Source organism: Clostridium sp. 1001270J_160509_D11 (assembly GCF_015667935.1).
Classification (GTDB): Bacteria; Bacillota; Clostridia; order Peptostreptococcales; family Peptostreptococcaceae; genus Intestinibacter.
Window position 1 is genome coordinate 1 of sequence record NZ_JADPET010000044.1, and the last position, 18,979, is coordinate 18,979.

General features: G+C 30.6%; 17 protein-coding genes. 14 read left to right on the forward strand and 3 right to left on the reverse strand.

All coding sequences use genetic code 11. The features are described from left to right. The first annotated feature begins 244 nt into the window (after positions 1–244). The 4 genes from I4U58_RS06055 (at position 245) to I4U58_RS06070 (ending at position 3,836) form a co-directional block, all read left to right on the forward strand. Positions 245–832, forward strand: a complete 588-nt coding sequence (locus I4U58_RS06055) for a hypothetical protein (RefSeq protein WP_195930135.1) — start codon at positions 245–247, stop codon at positions 830–832. A gap of 374 nt (positions 833–1,206) precedes the next feature. After that, on the forward strand, positions 1,207–1,716 hold the full coding sequence (locus tag I4U58_RS06060; protein ID WP_307993924.1) for a C40 family peptidase: 510 nt from the start codon (positions 1,207–1,209) through the stop codon (positions 1,714–1,716). A gap of 90 nt (positions 1,717–1,806) precedes the next feature. After that, positions 1,807–3,405, forward strand: coding sequence for a zinc ribbon domain-containing protein (locus I4U58_RS06065; protein WP_195930136.1), 1,599 nt, complete (start codon positions 1,807–1,809; stop codon positions 3,403–3,405). 20 nt (positions 3,406–3,425) lie between these two features. Further along, the gene (locus I4U58_RS06070) at positions 3,426–3,836 is read left to right on the forward strand and encodes a zinc ribbon domain-containing protein (RefSeq protein WP_195930137.1); all 411 of its coding nucleotides are present in this window, start codon (positions 3,426–3,428) and stop codon (positions 3,834–3,836) included. An 83-nt stretch (positions 3,837–3,919) separates the two neighbouring features. Here I4U58_RS06070 and I4U58_RS06075 read toward each other — a convergent pair whose 3' ends face one another. Then, complete coding sequence (locus tag I4U58_RS06075) at positions 3,920–4,555, reverse strand: DUF3786 domain-containing protein (RefSeq protein ID WP_195930138.1); 636 nt, start codon at positions 4,553–4,555, stop codon at positions 3,920–3,922. A 185-nt stretch (positions 4,556–4,740) separates the two neighbouring features. After that, positions 4,741–5,439 (reverse strand): GntR family transcriptional regulator, encoded by a 699-nt coding sequence (locus I4U58_RS06080; protein WP_195930139.1) that lies wholly within the window; start codon positions 5,437–5,439, stop codon positions 4,741–4,743. Positions 5,440–6,245: 806 nt separating this feature from the next. Here I4U58_RS06080 and I4U58_RS06085 point away from each other — a divergent pair. From I4U58_RS06085 to I4U58_RS06120, 8 genes are all read left to right on the forward strand, one after another. Further along, positions 6,246–7,664 carry an MFS transporter gene (locus tag I4U58_RS06085; RefSeq protein WP_195930140.1) on the forward strand — a complete coding sequence of 473 codons (1,419 nt, stop codon included), beginning with the start codon at positions 6,246–6,248 and terminating at the stop codon, positions 7,662–7,664. Between the two features lie 156 nt (positions 7,665–7,820). Further along, positions 7,821–8,870, forward strand: coding sequence for a mannonate dehydratase (uxuA, locus tag I4U58_RS06090; protein WP_195930141.1), 1,050 nt, complete (start codon positions 7,821–7,823; stop codon positions 8,868–8,870). A gap of 86 nt (positions 8,871–8,956) precedes the next feature. Next, positions 8,957–9,802 (forward strand): SDR family oxidoreductase, encoded by an 846-nt coding sequence (locus I4U58_RS06095; protein ID WP_195930142.1) that lies wholly within the window; start codon positions 8,957–8,959, stop codon positions 9,800–9,802. Positions 9,803–9,927: 125 nt separating this feature from the next. Further along, positions 9,928–11,703, forward strand: a complete 1,776-nt coding sequence (locus tag I4U58_RS06100; RefSeq protein WP_195930143.1) for a glycoside hydrolase family 3 N-terminal domain-containing protein — start codon at positions 9,928–9,930, stop codon at positions 11,701–11,703. 92 nt (positions 11,704–11,795) lie between these two features. Further along, the gene (locus tag I4U58_RS06105) at positions 11,796–12,635 is read left to right on the forward strand and encodes an HAD hydrolase-like protein (protein WP_195930144.1); all 840 of its coding nucleotides are present in this window, start codon (positions 11,796–11,798) and stop codon (positions 12,633–12,635) included. A 45-nt stretch (positions 12,636–12,680) separates the two neighbouring features. Continuing rightward, a complete protein-coding gene (gene uxaC / locus I4U58_RS06110; RefSeq protein WP_195930145.1) occupies positions 12,681–14,075 on the forward strand; it encodes a glucuronate isomerase in 1,395 nt (464 codons plus the stop codon). Between the two features lie 122 nt (positions 14,076–14,197). Beyond that, complete coding sequence (locus tag I4U58_RS06115) at positions 14,198–14,845, forward strand: bifunctional 4-hydroxy-2-oxoglutarate aldolase/2-dehydro-3-deoxy-phosphogluconate aldolase (protein ID WP_195930146.1); 648 nt, start codon at positions 14,198–14,200, stop codon at positions 14,843–14,845. 1 nt (position 14,846) lies between these two features. Continuing rightward, a complete protein-coding gene (locus I4U58_RS06120) occupies positions 14,847–15,851 on the forward strand; it encodes a sugar kinase (RefSeq protein WP_195930147.1) in 1,005 nt (334 codons plus the stop codon). 125 nt (positions 15,852–15,976) lie between these two features. Here the strand turns inward: I4U58_RS06120 and I4U58_RS06125 are convergent, their stop codons facing one another. Continuing rightward, positions 15,977–16,495 carry a GntR family transcriptional regulator gene (locus tag I4U58_RS06125; RefSeq protein WP_195930150.1) on the reverse strand — a complete coding sequence of 173 codons (519 nt, stop codon included), beginning with the start codon at positions 16,493–16,495 and terminating at the stop codon, positions 15,977–15,979. A 149-nt stretch (positions 16,496–16,644) separates the two neighbouring features. Here I4U58_RS06125 and I4U58_RS14100 point away from each other — a divergent pair, with 149 nt between their 5' ends. Both I4U58_RS14100 and I4U58_RS06135 read left to right on the forward strand, forming a co-directional pair. Continuing rightward, positions 16,645–17,370, forward strand: coding sequence for a PTS glucose transporter subunit IIA (locus I4U58_RS14100; protein ID WP_347708167.1), 726 nt, complete (start codon positions 16,645–16,647; stop codon positions 17,368–17,370). 82 nt (positions 17,371–17,452) lie between these two features. After that, a complete protein-coding gene (locus tag I4U58_RS06135) occupies positions 17,453–18,925 on the forward strand; it encodes a 6-phospho-beta-glucosidase (protein WP_195930148.1) in 1,473 nt (490 codons plus the stop codon). The last annotated feature ends 54 nt before the right edge of the window (positions 18,926–18,979 follow it).

The following is an 18,979-nucleotide window of genomic DNA, read 5'->3' on the forward strand; positions in this document are numbered from 1 at the left end:
CTTGGTCAGTTATAGTTATTGTATCACTACTTTCTGAAGATGCTGAGCTCGAAGATGCGCTTTTATTTGAGCTTGAAAAAAAAGTGTATTTTAGTATATATTTCGACAAAATTCGCTAATAAATATATGATATAATCGTGGTTGGATTTTGCGAAAAAGGGAATTATTTTTAAATATAGATATAAATATATAAGTATTAAAAATTATAGAATTTATATCTATAAATCAAAAGGAAGGAAGAATAGTGAATTTTCTTGGTCAAACTACAATAATTAAAAGTATAGGGGGATTGAGCAAAAATCTATACAAAAAGAAATTGGATACAGTTGGATTTATTTTATTATCATTATTATTAGGCGCAATTTCTTTATTTATTTTTTCAGCATGTGCAGTGTCTGAAATGAAAATAGAAAGCGGGAATATACCATATTTCTGTTCTATGATTGAGATTATAAAAACTATAATCATCTTAATGTTAACTATAAAGATTTTATTGACAAAATCAGAAAGTGAAAAAGCTAAAAAGTATATTTTAAAAGATTTAATAACATGGATAATAACTTTTATAGCAATAGTTATGATAGCTAAATTAGTTGATATATTGGTTATTAGAAATTTTAAGTTATCATTTTACAATATAATTGGAAGAACAAATGAATTTGCATTAGTAAGAGCAGGGATAATATACCTATCTTTAAGCATAATACTTTCAATATCGATATATTTATTAGGATATAGAATATTTAGTTTTATTAAAGACAATAGGAAAGTATCTATGTTAAGTACTTTAAAAAGCTTTTTTAGAAATATAATAGCAATACCAATTTTCTAGGTATTAGCTAAAAGTATACAAATTTTAAGTTTAATTTTTATAGTGAAACATTACATATTATGTGGAGCTATATGTGCGATGACAGCTTCACTATACTTAGCATTAGTTGTATCTACAGCTTATGTAAGTGTAGAGAATGAACTGCATAAATACGATAAAAATATATGCTAAATTAAGAGAGTTTATTTTATGTATCAAACAGTACATCATAATATAAATTTAGTTTATGAAAGAAGGTAAGTTTGATGAAAAGAAATAGAAGAAAAAGATTGAAGAATATTTTAATTTTAGTAGGCATTGTTATTTTATGTGTATATAGTTTCAAGAAGATAACGGATATCGGGATTAACTGGATTCAGAAAGGTAATGTGAAAGTGGACTATGAACATGAATGGGACAATATGAGTGATGAAGATAAAAAGATAATAGAAAAAGTTATATCACTTTCAGAGAAAAAACTCGGGACACAATATGTCTGGGGAGGAAAGGGAGAGATAATAACAGAGGAAAGATACAACGAATTTTTAAAGTGCTATGGAGAGAGTTACTATCCATTGGACAAAGAGGATTACATAGGTATTCAAGGGTTTGATTGTTCAGGTCTTACATATTGGACTTATAAAGAAGCATCAGGAGTAAATATAGGTTATTCAACAAGTCAGCAACAAGAAGTACTCAAAAAATACAAGGTTAGGGGAGAACTTCAACCGGGTGATTTGATATTTACTACTAGACATGTTGTCATCTACATAGGAAACGGAAAGGTTATACATTCTAAAAACAAAAACAAATACCCAAAAGGCGGAATTAGGAAAGATTCCGTAAGATGGTATACAACAGGGACAGCTTATAGAGTAATTGATTATATAAATGATGTGAAATAGTATATGTATTATTAATCAATTACCATAAATTTATATGATTTAATAAAATAGGGAGAGTTATAAGCTAAAAAATTAAAAAGGAGAATATCTATGGTATTATGTGAAAGGTGTGGAAAGCACAACGAAGATTACTGTAATTATTGCGGTAATGAAGGTAATGAATTATCTACTTTCCAAAGGAAGTTGATGTTTAATGAAAATCAAAATGACTATTGTGATGTGTGTGGGCATGAAACAAAGTCAAACCAAACTTACTGCCCAGGATGTGGTAAATTATTAAGTCAAGTAGTAAAGGAAATAAAGGCAAAAACTAGTAGAAGAACTGGTGATAATTATCAAAACAACGATAGAATTAATAATTTAAATTTAGATTCAATAAACGCAGCAACAGGTGCTGTAGCACAAGAGGCAAAAAATATGTTTGGGGATTTACCAGGATTCTTAGGTAACGCAATAAATGAATTAAGAAACTTTGACTATGCATCATTTATTGCAAATAATCTGAGTACAGCATTACAGACGGTGGCGATATCAATAGCTATAATGGCTATTTATATATTTGCACAGTTACAATTTGGGAACTCTTTAGTAAGTGGATTATTTAAAGATGGTTCAATAGAAATATCTCATTTCAAACAATTTATATTTGGATTAGCATCTATGAATGGATCTAAAATAGTGATGAGTGGGTTACTAAACTCTGTAAATATAGGAATAGCTGCTAGAATAATTATTACACCGATAATTACGGGATGTATTATATACTTAGCAACAAGAATGATATACGGTAAAAGAGAAGTTAAATCACTTCCAACAGCAGTATTATGTGCTTTTGTATATGCAATAATTTCAATGGTGATATCTTTATTTGCAAGACAAACTGAATCAATGAGTTCATTTGTAAATATTAAAGTTTATATTGGAGTATTTAGTGTATTTATAAATGGATTTATAATATCATTTATGGCCAATATATTAGCATTAGAAAAAGAAAACTCTAGAAATATAGGCACATTATCTAATATATTTAAAAAGAACCTATTTACTTTAGGAACTATATTACTTGTAACTACAATAGTAATTATAGCATGGACATATATAAAATTAGGTTCATTTACGGATATATTATATGCTATTGAAGATATGATAGGAAGTAACTATTTATATGGATCTTTAATTGACTACCTTGAGATGTTTGGATTTAGTGCTGATAAAATGAATGCAATATGGTTTGTATATATAGTTATTATTGGATTGATAGCAAGTTCATGGACGCTACTTATGTCTCATCTTATAAGTCTAAAATTTGCAACTATGTCTATGAGTATATTCTCATTAGTTGACCAAGGTGAAGGACTATACATATTATTAATTTTAATACCAATTGCAACACTTATAATGATTGGTAGAATGATAAAGAAAAGACATGGTGAATATAACCACAATATAATAGGTGTTTATAGTATATGTTATACGACTGTAATGGGATTAATATCATATTTCTCAACAATAACAATAAATGGATCTATACCTGGTGTGGATAGTTCAGATGCAGCTGGATTAGTTGATTCAGCAGGTAAATTTAATCTTGTAATAGGAACTAATTTATTTGTGACTATTATAACTGTGTTTATATTCAGTACGATATTTATGTATATAGGATATAAAACAAAGAAAATTGAAAACTAAAATAGAGGAGAGTATGAGTTATGGCTACTAGACAAGAAATAATGAGAGAAATAGATAATTTAAATAAAACTATAGAAGATACTAATTTAAGAAAAGAGGAAGCACTTTTAAACTTAGGGATATTAGTATATCAAAAAGTTAGGGAAGGTTTACTTGAAAATGATGAAATAGATAGAATTTGTGAACCTATAATAGGGTTTGATCATGTAATATATGATTCTAAAGTTAAAATACATAATCATAGAAAACAACTAGAGGGGATTAAATGTAGTTGTGGGGCAAATTTAAATCCAGAGGATAGATTCTGTGGAACTTGTGGGAAAAAGGTTGAATTACCAGTAGACAATATAGAATATATGACATGTGAAAGATGTTTATCAGAAATAGATAGTACTTCAACATTCTGTCCATGTTGTGGAATAAAACTATAAAGATAAAAGTTAATATATAAAATAAAAAGAGTATAAAATATATAAAATTATTTTATACTCTTTTTTTTATAACATATAGGAAATTATATTTCACCTTCTATAACTTCAACAATTCTATGAAGAAGGTGAGAAAATGCAAAGAATGTTGTTTCAAATCGTATATAATCTAGAACATTTTCATCCCATAAAAACTTAATTTCAGGTGGAAAGTCACAATCTTCTTCAAAAAATAGAAATTTGACTGGTAGGAAATCGAATATATTTATTATATATCCAACGTCTGCTTCATTTATTTTTTGACCACCTAATTTCTCACATGCTTTAGATAAAAGATTTATATTGTTGGAAAATAGAGTTTCGTATTTTTTAAACATAGTATTCTTTCCACCAACATTACCTACATTGACAACTCCTTTTAAACTATTGGGAGTGCACCAATTACCAGATAAATGCAAATGTTCTTTTGAATAATCAAATAAGTCTAAAATAGACATAACTTCATTATAGGTCGCATTTATATAAGTATTATTTTTAGATAAATATTGGATACTTCCATTTTGTCTATTTAAGCGATACTTTTGACCTATAAAATTGATATAAAGATAGTGTTCATCTAACTCTAAATTGAATTTTTTGGCGATTTTTTCATGATTCCATTTAGGAAAGAGTATTAAAGCTTTTTGTGTTTGAATTTCATAATTTGATTTTTGGTTAGTCATATAAATATTCTCCTTGTATATCATTATATAATGACAATCCTAGATGACTGTATTTACTTTTAGAGTAGTAGATTTTAATAACTTATGCAATTGAAATGGTTGTAAATCTTAGAAATGAAGAAAGTTATAAAGAAAAAAGGAACGAAATAAATATAAATTTATCTCATTCCATAAGTTTGACCCTATTAATCTTGACAGTTGACAAAATAGTCAGAGTATTTTACTAACATGGCTGAGCTATTTTTAAAACCGTCGTATATATGTTTGTTAAAGATTGTTTCTAATGCTTGTATATCTTTCTTAGTAAGTGCCTCAAAAATCATACGATGTTCTTCGTATAGATGTTGAATGTTGTTTTCCCCCTGTAAATTTACTAAAGAACGAAATCTCTCGTAATGATGATTTATTCCAAGAACCATATTCCAGATGTTTTCTTTTCCTGCAATACGGAAAATTAATCTATGGAAGTTATTATCGTATTTTATAAAATCATTTACTGAGTTTTCGTTTTCAGCAGCACCTTGTAAGAATAATTTTTGTTCATTTAGATTAAACTCTAGTTTTAGTTCGTCTGCCTCTGTAAGAGTCATAGTAAGATCTTTTAAGATGGATAATTCAACTACTTTACGGACATAAAGAACATCCGAAATTTGGTTTATATCCATTAATGATACAAAAGTACCTATGTGAGGTTTTACTTCGAGTAAACCTTCGTTAGATAAAGCTTTAAATGCGTCACGCACCGGTGTACGAGATACATTGAACTTTGAAGCTATATCTGTTTCGCTTATTGAACTTCCTGGAGCTAATCTAAGGCTTAAAATTTCTGCTTTTAAACCTTCATAAACAATATTTGATGAAGCATTGCTTTTTTTAAATTTCATCTAACTGTACCCCTATTTTGTTTTATTGTTTAGTTTACGATTGTTTAGTTTAAGGTATTGAAAAATACCCTCTCGAGATTCTAGCATATTTCAAGATATAATGTCAATCCAATTAAAAACACTATAATTATGACTATAAAATAGTAAATATTTTTATAGGATTTATTTGTTAATTTTATTAAGATTGAGTGCTTATTATTTTAAAAAACTTTGTTATAAAAAAGATTATCGGTATGTTTTTGCTATTTTTTATTATGTTTTCCTATAAAAATGAGAATTATAACGAGTTTAGGAAAATGTTTTTGTAAGCGTGAAAATGATTTGTTTTTACATATTATGGAATAGAAAAGGGATGTAAAAAGGGGACAAAAATAAAGTCTTGTATACTAGTTTATATTAAAAGTTATATAAATATAAAAAATGATAAAAAAATTTTATAAGATTTTAAAAATAGAAAAACCAACAGGGACAATGCTTTCACAGGTATGATTGTTAAAAAATAAACCAATATTTATAAAAAAACATAAAAAAACATAAAAATAGTATTTACAACTTGTATACAAGTATGTTACTATAAGTTTGTTATTAAAATAACACAATCGATTGAGAGCTGATTCAAGAAAACGGAATCATACAAAATAATAACAAATATAAAAAACAGTTACTAAATGATATAGAGATAATAAAGGTGAAAAGATACAATGGATGAAAAACTATGAACTAAAAAATATCATTAGTGACTAGCAAAAACGAAATCAAAATAACACACAAGTAAAACACTCAAAAAATCGATGGGGGGCATTGACATGGAATTACGAAAAGAACAAGTAAGACAAGAAAACAAATCAGTAAAACCTTTTGGGATTAAAGACAAAGTAGGATACTTATGCGGGGACTTAGGAAACGATTTTACGTTTATATTTGCAAGTATGTACTTAATGGTATTTTATACAAATGTTTGGGGAGTTAGTCCATCATTAGTAGGAACTTTATTCTTAGTATCAAGATGTTTAGATGCGTTCACAGATGTAACAATGGGACGTATAGTAGACAAAGCAAAACCAACAAAAGATGGTAAATTTAGACCATGGCTTAAGAGAATGGCAGGGCCAGTTGCATTAGCAAGTTTCTTAATGTATCAATCAAGTTTAGCTGGAGCTTCAATGACAGTTAAAGTAGTAGTAATGTTCGCAACTTACATATTATGGGGATCATTATGTTATACAGCAATCAATATACCTTATGGATCAATGGCATCAGCTATGACAGATGTACCAGAAGAAAGAGCAGCTCTTTCAACTTGGAGAAGTTTAGGTGCTAACTTTGCATCAATAATAATAGGATCAGTAGTACCTCAAATTATATACAGTGCAGATGCAAACGGTAACCAAATAGTTAGCGGTAGCAAATTTACATTAGTAGCAGGAATATTCTCAATATGTGCATTATTATGTTACACAATTTGTTATACATGTACAACTGAACGTATAAAATTAGAACCAACTAAAAAAGAAGAAAATGCTTCATTAGCAAAATCATTCAAAACAATAATATCAAATAGAGCTTTATTAGCAATAATAGGAGCAGCAATAACTTTATTACTAAGCCAATTTATGACTCAAACAATGAACCAATACTTATTTGCAAGTTACTTTAGAGATATAAATGCATTATCATCACTTAGTATGGTAAGTTTACCATTAAGTTTAGGATTAGCAGCAGTATCTGGAATAATAGCAAGCAAATTTGGTAAAAAAGAATTCTCAGCATTTGGGATGTTCTTAGCAGCAGGATGTTATGGATTATTATACTTCATGAAAGTTACAAATCCATGGGCATTTATAGGAATGTATGTTGTAGCAGGTATAGGAGTAACAGGATTCAATATGTTCATATGGGCTCATATAACAGATGTTATAGACTACAATGAAGTTAAATTCGGGGAAAGAAATGACGGAGTTATATATGGCGTTTATTCATTCGCTAGAAAAATAGGACAAGCTTTAGCAGGTGGTCTTGGTGGATATGCATTAGCATTCATAGGATACAATGCAGTAGCTCAAGAACAAACAACAGAAGTTCTTAATGGTATATATACATTTTCAACATTATTCCCAGCTGTATGCTATGGGATTGTAGCACTAATAATGTTATTCGCTTATCCTCTAAGCAAAAAAGTTATAGCTGAAAATGGAAGAATCTTAGCTGAAAGAAGAGCTAAATAATAATATAGATTAAATATACTTACATAAAATGAATTGTTAAATCAGTTAACACTATCTAAGAGCTAGTACTATCTTTAAGGGGAGGTACTAGCTATTAGATGTTAAAATAAAATACAGAAAATACAGAAAATTTAAAGAGAAGGTTAGGAGAATTTTATGAAATTATCATTTCGTTGGTATGGAGAAGACGACAAAGTAACATTACAAAACATTAGACAAATACCAGGTATGGACTCAATAGTAACAGCAGTTTACGATGTTCCAGTTGGTGAAGTATGGAGCAGAGAATCAATTGCTACATTAAAAAAACAAGTAGAAGATGCTGGATTAAACTTCGATGTAATCGAAAGTATACCAGTACACGAAGATATCAAACTTGGTAAACCAAGCAGAGATAAATACATAGAAAACTATTGTGAAAACATAAGAAGAGTTGCTGAAGCTGGAGTTAAATGCATATGCTACAACTTCATGCCAGTATTCGACTGGACAAGAACTCAATTAGACCATGAATTAGAAGATGGATCAACTTCATTAGTTTACTATCAAGAACAAGTTGACAAAGTTAACCCATTAGAAAGTGATAGCGATTTAACACTTCCAGGTTGGGATGCTTCTTACACTAGAGAAGAATTAAAAAGCGTAGTTGCTGAATACAATGCAATGAGCGAAGACGATTTATGGAATAACTTACAATATTTCTTAGAAAAAATAATACCAGTTGCTGCTGAATGTGACGTAAACATGGCTATACATGAAGACGATCCATGCTGGAGTATATTCGGATTACCAAGAATAATAACTTGTGAAGAAAACTTAGACAGATTCTTAAAATTAGTTGATGACAAACACAATGGTATAACTTTATGTGCAGGTTCATTAGGATGCTCAAACCAAAATGACGTTGCTAAAATGGCAGCTAAATACGCAGCTATGGGAAGAATACACTTCGTTCACATGAGAAACGTACAAGTATTAGACAACGGATTTGAAGAAAGAGCTCACTTATCTTCTTGCGGAAGCTTAGATATGTACGCAATAATGAAAGCATTATATGATAATGGATTCAGAGGATACATAAGACCAGACCACGGAAGAATGATATGGGGAGAAACAGGTAGAGCTGGATACGGTTTATATGATAGAGCGTTAGGTGCTACTTACTTAAACGGTTTATGGGAAGCAATAGAAAAAGCTAGCAAATAAGAACTAGTAAAACTATTAAATAACAATTTTTAAACAAATATTTAAACTAAAACTAAACTAAAAAGATTTTTACGGAGGAATTAAAAATGAAATTACCTTTTCAAATAGATTTAAACGATAAAGTAGTTGTTATAACAGGTGCAGGTGGATTAATATGTTCTGCTTTCGCTGAAGCAATGGCTATGTGTGGAGCAAAAGTTGCTTTACTTGACTTAAACGAAGAAGCAGCTAAAAAATATGCGGATGAAATAGTTGCTAAAGGATACAAAGCTAAAGGTTACAAATGTAACGTTTTAGAAAAAGATAGTTGTGAAGCTGCAAGAGCTGAAATATTAAAAGACTTCGGAACTTGCGATATATTAATAAATGGAGCTGGTGGAAATAATCCAAAAGCTACAACTGATGATGAATACTTCTTACCAGAACATTTAAATGAAATGAAAACTTTCTTCGATTTAGATCCTCAAGGAGTATCTTTCGTATTCAACTTAAACTTCATGGGTACATTAATACCTACTCAAGTTTTTGCTATGGATATGATGAACAAAAAAGGTGCAAGTATAATAAACATATCTTCAATGAATGCTTATTCACCACTTACAAAAATACCAGCATACAGTGGAGCTAAATCTGCTATATCTAACTTTACTCAATGGTTAGCAGTTCACTTCTCAAAAGTTGGTATCCGTTGCAATGGTATAGCACCAGGATTCTTCTCAACTAAACAAAATGAAAAATTATTATGGAACGAAGATGGAACTCCAACTGCAAGAACTGAAAAAATATTAGCTGGAACTCCAATGGGTCGTTTCGGTGAATTAGAAGAATTAATAGGTTCTTTATTATTCTTAACTTGTGAAGAAGCTTCAGGATTCGTAAACGGAACTGTAATACCAGTAGATGGTGCTTTCGCAGCATACTCAGGTGTTTAAGATATAAAAATATAATTTAGAAAATAAGATAGTCTTTTGTATGGTTTTGATACTTAAAAATTAAGTATTAGGCCATACAGAGGCTAGATAATATAAATATATTATAAGGAGTATAATAGGATATTATGATAAACGTGGACTTAAGAAAACAACCTTATAACCTTGATGATGAAGGTGTAAAATGGGTTGAAGAAACTATAAAATCAATGACTTTAGAAGAAAAAATAGGTCAATTATTTATAAACATGGGGGCAAGTAGGGACGAAGAATATTTAAAAAGCGTTCTTGATAACTACCATATAGGTGGTGTTCGTTACAACCCAGGTAAAGCTGAAGAAGTATACGAACAAAATAAAATACTTCAAGAAAACAGTAAAGTACCTCTATTAATAGCTGCTAACACTGAAATGGGTGGTAATGGAGCTTGTACAGATGGTACTTACATAGGAAACGAAGTTAAAATAGCTGCAACTGATGACAAAAGATATGCTTACGAAATGGGTAGAGTATCTGGTGTAGAAGCTGCTGCTATAGGATGCAACTGGAGTTTCGCTCCAATAGTTGATATAAACAGAAACTGGAGAAACCCAATAATATCTACAAGAACTTGGTCAGCTGACGTTGAGCAAACTTTAGAATTATCTCTTGAATATATGAGAGGTATAATGGAAAGCGGAATAGCTCCAGCTGCTAAACACTTCCCTGGAGATGGTATAGATGAAAGAGATCAACATTTATCTTTCGCTCCAAACTCTTTATCAGTAGAAGAGTGGGATGCTACATTTGGTAGAGTATACAGCGGATTATTTGAAGCTGGTCTTCCATCAATAATGGCTGGACATATAGCATTACCAGAGTATGTTAAATACTTCAATCCAGAAGCAACTACTCAAGAAGTATATATGCCTGCTACATTAAGTAAATATATATTAACTGACTTATTAAGAGGAAAAATGAACTTCAACGGTTTAGTTGTAACAGATGCTTCTCACATGGTTGCTATGACTTCAGCTATGAAACGTAGCGAAATGTTACCAACTGCAATAGCTGCTGGTTCTGACTTATTCTTATTCTTCAATGATCCAGACGAAGATTTCCAATGGATGATGGATGGATACAAAAACGGAATAATAACTGATGAAAGATTAGAAGAAGCTTTAACTAGAATATTAGGAACAAAAGCTGCTTTAGGTCTTCATAAAAAAGCTAAAACAGAAATATTACCTGCAAAAGAAGAAGCGATGGCTAAAATCGGTTTAGAAGAAAATAAAGCTATAGCTAAAGAAGTTTCTGACAAAGCTATAACTTTAGTTAAAAATACTCAAGATGTATTACCAATAGCACCAGAAAAAACTAAGAGAGTTTTACTTGTTGAAGCTAAAGGATTCGATGGTGGATTCGGTAAATTCATCGAAATAATGGGTGGAGCTAAAAAGAAACCAATTGAAATAGTTAAAGAATTATTAGAAGCTAAAGGATTCGACGTAGAAATATGGGAATCTCCAATAGACAAAATAATGAAACTTCCAAAAGAGGAAATGGCTCAAGCTTTAGGAAATGTATATGCTGGTAAGAGACCAATAGCTGAATTAACAAGCAAATATGATTTAATAATAAACATAGCTAACGTTAATGCAAGTGTTGACCAAAGATTACAATGGCCACCAAGTAAAGGTACTCCAGATATACCATTCTACGTAAACGAAATACCAACTATATTCGTTTCAGTTAAGTGTCCATTCCACTTAGCCGATGTACCACAAGTTAAAACTTACATAAATACTTATGATGATAACCAACAAACATTAGAAGCATTAGTAGAAAAACTTGTAGGAAACTCAGAATTTAAAGGTATAAGTCCAGTAGATGCATTCTGTGGATTCGGAGATACTCGTTTCTAATTTTAGAAAAATAGCACGTTTTAATATAAATTAATAAAATACCTTAGGGTGTAGCTCCTGGCTACATCCTAATTTGATATAAAGGAGCAGACATGGGATACTTTAATTACAACAAAGAAAAAGACTTTTTAATATGCATAGATTCAGATGGTTGTGCGATGGATACAATGAATTCAAAACACTTTAATTCATTTGGACCAGAATTCGTAAAATCATATGGTTTAGAAGAATATAGAGATGAAGCTTTAGAATACTGGAATGAAATAAACTTATTCACAGGAACTAGAGGTATAAACCGTTTCAAAGGTTTAGCGATGGCTGTTAGAGAAATGAGCGATCGTAAAGGAATAAAATTTGATGGTTTAGAAGAATTTGAAAATTGGGTAGAAACTGCACCACAATTATCAAATCCTGCTTTACTTGAAAAATGCCAAGAAAAAAGCAACGAATGTATGGAAAGAGCATTATTATGGAGTATACATGTTAACTTATCAATAGTTGCAGCTCAAGATGATGATATGCCTTTCGAAAATGTTAAAGACACTATGGATGAGTTATGCAAACAAGCTGACTTAACTGCAGTTTCTTCTGCAAATGGTCAAGCTGTTGAACATGAGTGGACAAAACACGAAATAAAAGATTGTTGTAGAGTATTACTTTGTCAAGAAGCTGGTTCAAAAGCATACTGTATAGAACAACTTCTTACAAAAGGATACGACAAAGATAAAGTTCTTATGGTCGGGGATGCACCTGGGGATAAAAAAGCTGCATTAGATAATGGAGTAAGATTCTATCCAATAATCGTTAAGAAAGAAGCATTCAGCTGGAAGAGATTAAAAGAAGAAGCTAGCCAAAAATTATTTGCTGGTGAATTTGATGATGCTTACCAAGCTCAATTAATAAATGAATTTGAAGAAGCTTTAGGAATATAGTCTAAAGACAATTAAAAATATAAATTACAGACAGGGAGATACATTATGAAAAACTTTATGGACAAAGATTTTCTTTTATCAAATGAAATATCTAAAAAATTATATCATGAATATTCAAGCACTATGCCAATAATAGATTATCACTGCCACATCAATCCACAAGAGATAGCAGAAGATAAAAAATTTGAAAACATAACTCAAGTATGGTTAGGTGGAGACCACTACAAATGGAGACAAATGCGTTCAAATGGTGTTGAGGAAAAATATATAACTGGAGATGCGACTGATAGAGAAAAGTTCCAAAAATGGGCTGAAACTTTAGAAAAAGCAATAGGAAATCCTCTTTATCATTGGAGTCATTTAGAATTACAAAGATACTTTGGATATAATGGTGCTTTAAATGGGGAAACAGCAGAAGAAGTTTGGAATATATGTAACGAAAAATTAAAAACTATGTCTGCTAGAAGTATAATGAAAGATTCTAATGTTGAATTAATATGCACTACAGATGATCCAATAGATGACTTAAAATGGCATCTAGCTATAAAAGAAGATGAAACTTTTGACATAAAAGTTCTTCCAACTTGGAGACCGGACAAAGCTATAGCTATAGAAAAAGTTGATTTTGTTGACTATATAGCAAAATTATCACAAGTAAGTGGTATAGAAATAAACTCTTTCGATACTTGGAAACAAGCTATAACTAATCGTATAGAATTCTTCAACGAAGTAGGGTGTAGAGTAAGTGACCATGGTCTATTATACATACCTTATGTTGAAGCTGATGAAGCTACAGTAGACGCTATACTTAAAAAACGTCTTGCTGGTGAAACTCTTACAGAAACTGAAGAATTACAATACAAAACAGCTTGTATGTTACACTGTGGTGCAGAGTATAGCCGTTTAGGATGGGCTATGCAATTACACTTCGGGGTTACAAGAGACAATAATACAAAAATGTTTAATAAATTAGGGGTAGATACAGGATTCGATGGTATATACAACAGAGTATCAATCGATCAATTAGCATCTTATTTAGACGCTTTAAACAAAGAAGACAAATTACCAAAAACTATATTATACAGCTTAAACCCAGTTGATAATGCTGCTATAGGAACATTAATAGGATGCTTCCAAGAAGCAGGAGTTTGTGGAAAAATACAACAAGGTTCAGCTTGGTGGTTCAATGACCACAAAACTGGAATGATAGAACAAATGACTTCTTTAGGAAACTTAGGGTTATTAGGAAACTTCATAGGTATGTTAACTGACTCAAGAAGTTTCTTATCATACACTAGACATGAGTATTTCAGAAGAATCATGTGTGAGTTAATCGGGGGATGGGTAGCTAACGGTGAATATCCAAACGACGATAAAGTCTTAGAAAGAATGATAAAAAATATATCTCATGACAACGCATTAAACTATTTCGGATTCTAATATAGTTGCCAGTTTTATATTAAAATATAATTTTTAAATTCGGGAAATTGAAGGCATCGTCATCTAAATGGTGACGGTGCAAATATGTTATATATTAAATTACAAACCAAGGGAGAATAAAAATGATAAAAATAAATACATTAAGAGCATTAAAAGAATGTGGTGTAGTAGCAGTAGTTCGTGGAAACTCTAAAGAAGTTGGTGTTGAAATATCAAAAGCTTGCGTTAAAGGTGGAGTTAAGGCTTTAGAAGTAACTTACACAAACAAATTTGCTAACGATATAATAAAAGAATTAAGCGAAATATATGAAGGTCAAGATGATGTAGTAATAGGTGCTGGAACAGTTTTAGATGCTGAAACTGCTAGAGCAGCTATGTTAGCTGGAGCAAAATACATAGTATCACCAGCTTTCGATTTAGAAACTGCAAAAATATGTAACAGATATAAAGTTCCATACTTACCGGGTATAATGACTATAAACGAAATAATAGCAGCTCACGAAGCTGGTGTTGATTTCGTAAAATTATTCCCAGGTAGTGCATTTGGACAAGGATATGTAAAAGCTATAAAAGGGCCACTTCCATATGCCAACATAATGGTAACTGGTGGAGTTAATATAGACAATTTAGATTCTTGGATAAAAGCTGGTGTTGATGCAGTTGGAATAGGTGGAGAATTAAATAAACTTGGAGAAGAAGGTAAGTTCGATGAAATAACTGCTATATGTGAAAAATACATGGCTAAATTACACGAAGCTAGAGGTTGCTAATATGAAAGTTGCTGGTTTTGGGGAAATAATGCTTAGACTTTCTACAGATGTAGGAAAGATGATTTTACAAAGTGATAGCTTTAATGTGAATTATGGTGGAGGAGAAGCAAACGTACTTATTTCTCTATCACATTTTGGAATAGATACAAAAATGATAACTTCTGTTTCAAATGATGACATCGGTAAAAGTATACTTAGATATCTTAGAAGTTATGATATAGATACAGATTTCGTAACTTTAGGAGAACATAGAACAGGTATATACTATCTTCAAGTAGGAAGTGGTATAAGATCATCTAAAGTAATATATGATAGAGATAACTCAGCTTTCTGTAATATGAAAATAGGAGATATCGACATAGCTAAAGCTTTAGAAGATGTAGATGTATTCCACTTCTCAGGTATAACATTAGCACTTTCAAATGACCTTAGAGAGTTATTAATGCAAATGTTAGAATATTGTAGAGAGCATAACATAATGGTAAGTTACGACTCAAACTACAGAGCAAAATTATGGACACTAGAAGAAGCTAGAGAAGCTACTTTAAAAGTTTTACCATATGTAGATATATTATCAGCAGGTATTTTAGATGCTGAAAATATACTACTTATGAACTGTGAATTAGAAGATAAGCACGAAAAATTAAAATATTATTATGATGAGATATCAAAGACTTATCCAAATATTAAGCATATATTCTCATCACATAGAGATATAGAATCTTCTTCAGTAAATAAATTACAATGTAATTATTACACTAACGGAATATTATACTTATCTAACAAAATAAACATAGATAGTATAGTTGACAGAGTAGGTGGGGGAGATGCATTAAGTGCTGGTATAATCTATTCTATAATAAACAATAAAGATCCTAAATATGTTTGTGAATTTGCAACATGTGCATCTGCATTAAAACACAGTATCCTAGGAGATGCTAATTTAGTAGAACTTAGTGATGTTGAAAAATTAATGTATGAAGGCGTTGGGAAAATAGCTAGATAACAAAAAGGAGTATAGAAAGTGATTTACTTTCTATACTCCTTTTTTGATATAAAAAATGATATTTATACTCATTTTAAAGTTGAATAAATAAAATTTCATATAATTTATTAAATACGTTCTAGTGTTTATTTTGTTGTAGATGATTGATCATAAAATTGGGTATTTTTATAATGATAAACTATTTTTGAATAATTAAATACTGTGCCTGAAGATGAAAAACATTGATTATAAGCAACTAATCCAGGGTCACCTACATTTAATTCAAGTAACTTTGCATATTTTTCATCTAATTTTATCACATTAAAATACCTATCTTGAAAACTTGTAGTTATATTAAAAGCTTTTTTTATATAATCAAAAATAGAACCCTTTACTATTTCTTGATTTAAAAAAGGAACAATACTTTTTTTATAAAAAGACTCTTCATAGCACATGATTTCATTGTCGATATATCTTATTCTTTTGACAACATATACATCTTCATCTTTGTCACATTCTAAATGATTGCATATTTCATCATCTGGTTTAACAAGTTCTAAATCTACTAATTTTGATGTTATTTTATGCTCTTCTAGGCTATCTGTAAATCCCTTTGGAGAGTTAAAATTTATATATCCCTTTTTATTTCTTTTTCTTACAAAAATCCCACTACCTTAAATCTAAAAGACAAGAAACAAAAAGTGTTGCTCTATCAGCAGGTATAACAGGTATATTTGGTATAACTGAACCAACAATATATGGGGTAACTTTAAGATTCAAAAAACCTTTCATATGTGCTTGTATATCAGGAGCTGTGGCAGCAGCAGTAGCATCATTCTTTAATTCAGTATACTATGTATATGCAGGACTTCCAGGTTTACTTACAGTAGTAAATGCAATTGGCGCAAATCCAACATCAATAGTAGGTGAATTAATAGGTTGTGCAATAGCAATAATAGGCTCAATAGTACTTGTTCAAATCGTTGGATTTGATGAAGGTCAAGCATCTGATGAAGAAAATCAAGAAAATGAAGAAGTAAAAGCTATGGATGAAGTAGCAGCAACAGTTTTAGCAGGGACTAAAGAAATAAAAAGCCCTTTAAGTGGAAAAGTAATAGCTTTATCAGAAATAGATGATCCAGTATTTGCAGGTGGAGCTATGGGAAATGGAATAGCAATAGAACCAACTGACAACAAAGTATATGCACCATTTGATGGAGAAATAGAATTTATTGCAGAATCTAAACATGCAATAGGACTTAAATCAGAAGATGGAGTAGAGTTATTAATACATGTCGGAATGGATACTGTTCAAATGGATGGTAAAGGATTTGATGTAAAAGTAAAAGCAAATGAAAAAGTTAAAGCTGGAGAATTACTTTTAGAATTTGATAAAGAAGCAATTCAAAAAGCAGGGTATTCATTAATAACACCTGTTGTAATAACTAATAGTTTTGAATTTGAACAAAAACAACTTTGCTTAGACCAAGAAATATCATATGGAAAATCAATAATAAATCTTAGCGCAGTAAATGCATAATAATAAAAATAATTCAGGAAATTATGCTTAAGGGGAGATTTAATAAGCATAATTTCCTATTTATATATGGAGGAATAGGAGTATGAGTAAATTACCAAAGGATTTTTTATGGGGAGGAGCTTTTGCAGCTCACCAATTTGAAGGTGGATGGAATGAAGGCGGAAAAGGGCCAAGTGTTGTAGACGTTTTAACAGCAGGTGCTCATGGAGTGCCAAGAGAAATAACACAAACAGTAGAAGAAGATAAATTTTATCCAAATCAAGTAGCTTCAGATTTTTATCATAGATATAAAGAAGATATAAAATTATTTGCTGGTATGGGGCTAAAATGTTTAAGAACTTCTATAGCATGGACTAGAATATTCCCAAATGGAGATGAACTTGAACCAAATGAAGAAGGGTTAAAATTCTATGATGATGTATTTGATGAATTATTAAAATACGGTATAGAACCAGTAATAACTTTATCTCACTTTGAGTTACCTCTTCATTTAGCGAGAGAATATGGTGGATTTAGAAGTCGTAAAGTAGTAGATTGTTTTGAAAGATTCGCAAAAGTTTGCTTTGAAAGATATAAAAATAAAGTTAAGTATTGGATGACATTTAATGAAATAAATAACCAAATGGATACAGGAAATCCACTATTCTTCTGGACAAATTCAGGAGTAGTTGTTGAAGAAGGAGAAGATCCAAAAGCTGTATTATATAAAGTTGCACATAATGAATTATTAGCAAGTGCAAAAGCAGTAATAGCAGGAAAAGAAATAAACCCAGAATTCAAAATAGGTTGCATGGTATCACATGTGCCAATTTATCCATACTCTTGTAATCCAGATGATGTTATGGCAGCAGAAGAGGCAATGCGTCAAAGATACTTCTTTGCAGATGTTCATTGTAGAGGTCATTACCCAAGCTATGCATTAAAAGAGTTTGAAAGAGAAGGTTATGATATAGGAATGGAAGAAGGGGATGCAGAAATCCTTGCTAAAGGAACTGTAGACTATGTCGGATTTAGTTATTATATGTCTACAACTGTTAAATCAGATGTTCACAATGAAAATACAGGAGATATTGTAAATGGGGCTTTATCAAATGGGGTAGAAAATCCATATATAGAATCAAGTGATTGGGGATGGGCAATAGACCCAGTTGGCTTAAGATACGCTTTAAACCGTTTCTATGATAGATATGAATTACCATTATTCATAGTTGAAAATGGATTTGGAGCAGGGGATAAAGTATCAGAAGATGGTAAAATACACGATCAATACCGTATAGATTATCTTAAAAAACATATCGAGCAAATGGAATTAGCAGTTAACTACGACGGTGTAGATTTAATGGGATATACTCCATGGGGAATAATGGACTTAGTTTCATTTACAACAGGTGAAATGAAAAAAAGATACGGTATGATTTATGTAGATAGAGATAACGAAGGAAACGGAACTATGGAGAGAAGTTGTAAAGATTCATACTACTGGTACAAACAAGTTATCAAGTCACAAGGGGAAGATTTAGAATTTGAACCAGAAAAAGAAGAAGTTTTCGCATAAATAAAAATAATAGATAAAAAAAATACAATAATTAATAACTATATTCTAAGTATT

Bases quoted from the DNA above. Each gene is read 5' to 3' on its own strand.
- I4U58_RS06065 (WP_195930136.1), top strand. From the start codon at position 1,807: ATGGTATTATGTGAAAGGTGTGGAAAGCACAACGAAGATTACTGTAAT.
- I4U58_RS06070 (WP_195930137.1), top strand. From the start codon at position 3,426: ATGGCTACTAGACAAGAAATAATGAGAGAAATAGATAATTTAAATAAA.
- I4U58_RS06075 (WP_195930138.1), bottom strand. From the start codon at position 4,555: ATGACTAACCAAAAATCAAATTATGAAATTCAAACACAAAAAGCTTTA.
- I4U58_RS06080 (WP_195930139.1), bottom strand. From the start codon at position 5,439: ATGAAATTTAAAAAAAGCAATGCTTCATCAAATATTGTTTATGAAGGT.
- I4U58_RS06085 (WP_195930140.1), top strand. From the start codon at position 6,246: ATGGAATTACGAAAAGAACAAGTAAGACAAGAAAACAAATCAGTAAAA.
- uxuA (WP_195930141.1), top strand. From the start codon at position 7,821: ATGAAATTATCATTTCGTTGGTATGGAGAAGACGACAAAGTAACATTA.
- I4U58_RS06095 (WP_195930142.1), top strand. From the start codon at position 8,957: ATGAAATTACCTTTTCAAATAGATTTAAACGATAAAGTAGTTGTTATA.
- I4U58_RS06100 (WP_195930143.1), top strand. From the start codon at position 9,928: ATGATAAACGTGGACTTAAGAAAACAACCTTATAACCTTGATGATGAA.
- I4U58_RS06105 (WP_195930144.1), top strand. From the start codon at position 11,796: ATGGGATACTTTAATTACAACAAAGAAAAAGACTTTTTAATATGCATA.
- uxaC (WP_195930145.1), top strand. From the start codon at position 12,681: ATGAAAAACTTTATGGACAAAGATTTTCTTTTATCAAATGAAATATCT.
- I4U58_RS06115 (WP_195930146.1), top strand. From the start codon at position 14,198: ATGATAAAAATAAATACATTAAGAGCATTAAAAGAATGTGGTGTAGTA.
- I4U58_RS06120 (WP_195930147.1), top strand. From the start codon at position 14,847: ATGAAAGTTGCTGGTTTTGGGGAAATAATGCTTAGACTTTCTACAGAT.
- I4U58_RS06135 (WP_195930148.1), top strand. From the start codon at position 17,453: ATGAGTAAATTACCAAAGGATTTTTTATGGGGAGGAGCTTTTGCAGCT.